This window comes from Cellulomonas biazotea (assembly GCF_004306155.1).
Lineage (GTDB): Bacteria > Actinomycetota > Actinomycetes > Actinomycetales > Cellulomonadaceae > Cellulomonas > Cellulomonas biazotea.
Window position 1 is genome coordinate 1 of record NZ_BIMR01000407.1, and the last position, 4396, is coordinate 4396.

6 protein-coding genes are annotated in these 4396 nt (G+C 78.2%); 3 read left to right on the forward strand and 3 right to left on the reverse strand.

Annotated elements, in window-relative coordinates:
- Both CBZ_RS19425 and CBZ_RS19430 read right to left on the reverse strand, forming a co-directional pair.
- A partial coding sequence (locus CBZ_RS19425; protein ID WP_218022826.1) for a hypothetical protein occupies positions 1-242 on the reverse strand: 242 nt, incomplete at its 3' end.
- Positions 239-1381, reverse strand: coding sequence for a LysM peptidoglycan-binding domain-containing protein (locus CBZ_RS19430; protein ID WP_130783090.1), 1143 nt, complete (start codon positions 1379-1381; stop codon positions 239-241). The genes CBZ_RS19425 and CBZ_RS19430, both read right to left, overlap by 4 nt.
- A 148-nt stretch (positions 1382-1529) precedes the next feature.
- Here CBZ_RS19430 and CBZ_RS19435 point away from each other — a divergent pair, with 148 nt between their 5' ends.
- On the forward strand, positions 1530-2060 hold the full coding sequence (locus tag CBZ_RS19435) for a hypothetical protein (protein ID WP_130783091.1): 531 nt from the start codon (positions 1530-1532) through the stop codon (positions 2058-2060).
- Positions 2061-2225: 165 nt separating this feature from the next.
- Here the strand turns inward: CBZ_RS19435 and CBZ_RS19440 are convergent, their stop codons facing one another.
- Positions 2226-2447, reverse strand: a complete 222-nt coding sequence (locus CBZ_RS19440) for a helix-turn-helix domain-containing protein (protein WP_130783092.1) — start codon at positions 2445-2447, stop codon at positions 2226-2228.
- A 115-nt stretch (positions 2448-2562) separates the two neighbouring features.
- On the opposite strand from CBZ_RS19440, the gene CBZ_RS19445 reads away from it, so the two are divergent.
- On the forward strand, positions 2563-3237 hold the full coding sequence (locus CBZ_RS19445; protein WP_130783093.1) for a hypothetical protein: 675 nt from the start codon (positions 2563-2565) through the stop codon (positions 3235-3237).
- A 1-nt stretch (position 3238) separates the two neighbouring features.
- Positions 3239-4396: CpaE/TadZ family protein (locus CBZ_RS19450; protein WP_130783094.1), on the forward strand; the 1158-nt coding region annotated here is incomplete at its 3' end.

Below are 4396 nucleotides of genomic sequence, written 5' to 3' on the forward strand. Positions count from 1 at the left end.
CGCTCGACCCGGGCGGGCTCCGCGGCGCGGACGAGCCGGGCGCGCGGCCCGGCGCTCCGGGTGGTCCCGGGTGCGCGGACGCCGGGTGCGACGGGCGGCTCGGGGTCCCGTGCGTCGTCGGCCACGGGGCCGCGAGCGGCGTACGACGCGGTGTGCGCGGTCGTCGCGAGCGGACCGTGGCCGGCGCGCGCGAACACGCGCTCCGCGGGGGTCACGACGTCGTCGACCGTCAGCGCGCTCATCGGGCGTCCGTCCCGGTCGTCGCCGGCACGGTGAGCACCTGGCCGGGGAGAAGGCGGTCGGGGTCGGCGCCGACGACGTCCGCGTTGAGCGCGTGCCACCGGGGCCACTCGCGGGCGATCGCGGCGTCCGAGGCGTCGGGGGGCAGGTGGCGCGCGGCGATCGCCCAGAGCGTGTCGCCGGCCTGCACCACGACCGTGGTGGCCGGCGCGGCGACGGGCGCTGCGGTCGTCGTCGTGGGGGCGTCCGCGGCGTGCGTGGCCGTCGCACCACCGACGGCTCCCCGGGCGTCGACGGTTCCGGCCGTGTCGGACACCGCGACGTTCGCGGCTGTGGCTCCCGTCGAGCCCGTCCCGGACGACACGGGGCCGTGAGTCGTCTCCGACGGCGTGCTGGTGCCCGCAGGGACCGTCGGGTGCGGCACCGGGGCCGCCGCGGTCGATGCCGCGGGCTCACCGACGCCGGCGGGGGTCGCGCTGTCGGTCGGGCCAGTGGGAGCGCCTCCGGTCGCCGTGGACGGCTCGACCGCTCCCGGGGCCGGCAGGGTGTCCGCCGAAGGGCTCGAGGACGCGGTACCGCCGGTCGGAGCCGACGGGGTCGCCGCCGGGTCGACCGTCGTGCCCGAGGCCCACGGCGTCGCCGCGGACGTCACGGTGGTGGCGGCGGTGGGCGACCAGCCGAGGTCGGTCGGCGGGGTGGTCGCGACGGCCGCGACGGTCGTCTCGACGGGGGCGGGGGCGGGCGTCGTGGCGGCACCGGCCGTGGTCGCCCCCGCCAGGCCCAGACCGGCGCCGATGCCCAGGACGAGCACGCGGCGGACGAGCGTGGGGGCGAACCGCTGCACGGCCTGCTCGCCGAGACGCCAGGACGAGCCCACGAGCCGCGCCAGCACGCAGCCCAGCGCGACGGCAGCGGAGAGCGCGAGCCACGCGGCGACGAGCGAGCCGACGCCGGCGACCGCGAGCTCGACGGCCGACTCGATGCGCCACGCGCCGCCGCCCGGGCCCGCCAGGTCACGGACGCGTACGGCGAGCAGTCCGGCGAGCGCACCGGCGACGACGGCGCCGCTCGCGAGCCCCAGGACGGCGACGCCCCGCTCGCGCCGGTGCGGTGACCGTGATGACGTTCGCTGCTGCTGCATCCGTTTGCTCCCTGTGAAGCGCGTTTGATGTCGTTTGATGACGACTGGTGCACGTAGGTGTAGTGGATGCGGGGCTGTGGCGTCCAGCCCGGTCCGCGATCCGGGAGGCGGCGACGGTGGCACCACCGCCGGCCGCTACCGTGACCGCGTGCGCTGGGAAGCCCTCTTCGACGACATGGAGGCGCAGCTCGCCGCCGCCCGGACCGCGGCACTGCGGGCGGACGTCGCCGAGCTCACGCGGGCCGAGCGCGCGACCGTCGGCCTCGTCGACCGGCTCCGTGCCGCGCAGGGCTCAGCGGTCGCGCTGCGTCTGGCCGCCGGCGAGCCCCTGCGCGGCACGCTGGTCGACGTGGCCCACGAGTGGGTGCTGCTGGACCTCGGCGGTGCGCAGCGTGCGCTGGTGCCGGTGGGTGCGGTCGTCGCCGTGGGGGGTCTGGGGGCGCACGCGGCGCCGGCGGCGGGTGCGGTCGAGCGGCGCCTGGGGCTCGGTCACGCGCTGCGCGCGCTCGCCCGTGACCGCGCGGTCGTGCGGGTGGGCGTGGCGGGGGACGAGGTGGTCGGCCGCCTGGACGGTGTCGGGGCTGACCACGTCGACGTGGGCGGGCTCGACGGTGCCCCCGGGCGACGCCCGGTCTGGGCGGTGCCGTTCGCGGCGATCACGACCGTCCGCACGGGGTGACCCGCCCTCCGCGCCCTCCGTCGGGGGCACGCGGCTGACGGGTCGCGGGCTGACCCACCGTCTGCGCCCCGCGCACCGCCCGTCGGGGGACACGCGGCTGTCGGGCCGGCGAGGCGCCGAGGATCGCCTTCCTCGGTGACGGCAGGGCCGGGCCCTGCCGGGGCGTCAGGCCGAGGTCTCCGACGACTCCGCCGTCGCGCGGGCCCGGGTCTGCTCGTACATGCGCTGGATGTAGCTCTCGAGCTCGGCCGCCTCGACCCGCCAGATCCCACGGCCGCCGATCTGGATCGCGGGCAGCTCGCCCGAGCGCACCAGCGCGTAGGCCTGCGGCGCCGAGATGTTGAGGATCTCGGTGACGTCGGCGAGCGTGAGGAACCTCGAGGCCATGCCCGCAGTCTGGCACGCGGTGGCGCGCCGACCGGTTTGTCCACAATCCTTCCTCCGCGCCTGCCGCCGGATCGGCGGGATGGGCGCCTGCTGCACCCACGACGTCAGGGGAGACATGGACACGACCGTGCTGGACCTGCCCGCGCCGGTGGCGCCACGGCTGAGGCGACCGGGCTGGCGCGACCCCCGGCTGCTCGCCGGCGTCGCGATGGTCGCGGGGTCGGTCGCGCTCGGGTCCTGGGCCGTGCGCGCGGCGCAGGCCACCGTCCCGGTGTACGTGGCGCGCGAGGCGCTGGTGCCGGGCGACCGGGTCGCCGCGGACGGCCTCGCCGTCGTCGACGTCCAGCTCGGCACGGTGGACCTGGACCGCTACCTGCGGGCCGACGTGGCCCTGCCGGAGCAGGCCGTGGTCCAGCGGGTCGTCGCAGCCGGGGAGATCGTCCCGCGGGGCGCCCTGGGCGACGCCCAGGGCGTCGACGTGCGGCCCGTCGCGGTCCCGCTGACGCATGCGCCGGCGCGGGGGATCGTCACGGGGGCGCAGGTCGACCTGTGGTTCGTCCCGGAGCCGCCGCAGGGCGCGAGCGGGTCGCCGGCACCGGCCACCGAGCCGCACGAGCTCGCGGGCGACCTGACGGTCGCCGAGGTGTCGACGCCCGAGGGGGCGTTCGCGGTGGGCGGCGCGAGCGTCGTCCAGGTGCTCGTCCCGTCCGACCGGCTGCCGACGGTGCTCGGGGCACTCGCGGGCGCGGGCGTCGTCGACGTCGTGCCCGTGCCCGGGACGGGGGGCTGACGTGTCGGTCGGGGTGCTGTGCGCCGTCCAGGGCTCCGCGGAGTCGATCATCGTGCAGGCCGTCGAGGGGTCCGGCGGCCGGCTGAGCGTCACGCGGCGCTGCGCCGACCTCACCGAGCTGCTCGCGGCCGCGGAGGCGGGCCTGGGGCGGATCGCGGTCGTGTCGGTCGGGCTGGACCTGCTCGACCGCGAGTCGGTCGACGTGCTGCACCGGGCAGGAGTCACGGTCGTCGGCGTCGCCGACCCGGGCCGGCCGTGGCTCACGGAACGCCTGCAGGCGTTCGGAGTCGACCTCCTCGCGGAGTCGCCGCGGGACGAGGAGGGCGCGGGCGAGCTCGTGCAGGGCGCCCTGGCGGCGCTCGACGCGGGTACCGCACCCGCTCGACCCGTCCCGGCCGCGGGGACCCGACAGCCCGAGGCGACCCCGGGCGTGCCCGCGGTGGACGGGTCGGTCGTCGCGGTGTGGGGTCCCACCGGGGCTCCCGGCCGGACGACCGTCGCCGTCAACGTCGCGGCCGAGCTCGCCGCGACCGGCGGGTCGGCGCTGCTCGTGGACGCCGACACGTACGGCGGCTGCGTCGCGCAGGTCGTCGGGCTGCTCGACGAGGCGCCCGGCCTCGCCGCGGCGGCGCGTGCCGCGGGCCAGGGGGCACTCGACCTGCACACGCTGGCACGGCTGGCGCCGGTCCTCAGTCCGGGGCTGCGCGTGCTGTCGGGCGTGTCGCGCGCCGACCGCTGGCCCGAGCTCCCGGCGTCCTCGCTCGACGCGGTGTGGCCCCTCGCCCGCTCGCTGGCCCGGTGGACGGTCGTGGACTGCGGCTTCTGCCTCGAGTCGGACGAGGCGATCACGTTCGACACGCGCGCTCCGCAGCGCAACGGCGCGACGCTGAGCGCGCTCGAGGCGGCCGACGTCGTGGTGGTCGTCGGCGGTGCCGATCCGGTGGGCATCCAGCGCCTGGTGCGCGGGCTCGGCGAGCTCACGGACCTGGGCCTCGGCCTGAACCGCGTCGTGGTGGTCAACCGGGTGCGCTCGTCGGCCGCCGGTGCGCGACCGGGGGAGGCCGTCGCGCGGGCGCTCGCGCGGTACGCGGGCGTGACGGACGCGCACCTCGTGCCCGACGACCGCGCGGCGCTGGACGCGGCCCTGCTCGAGGCGCGC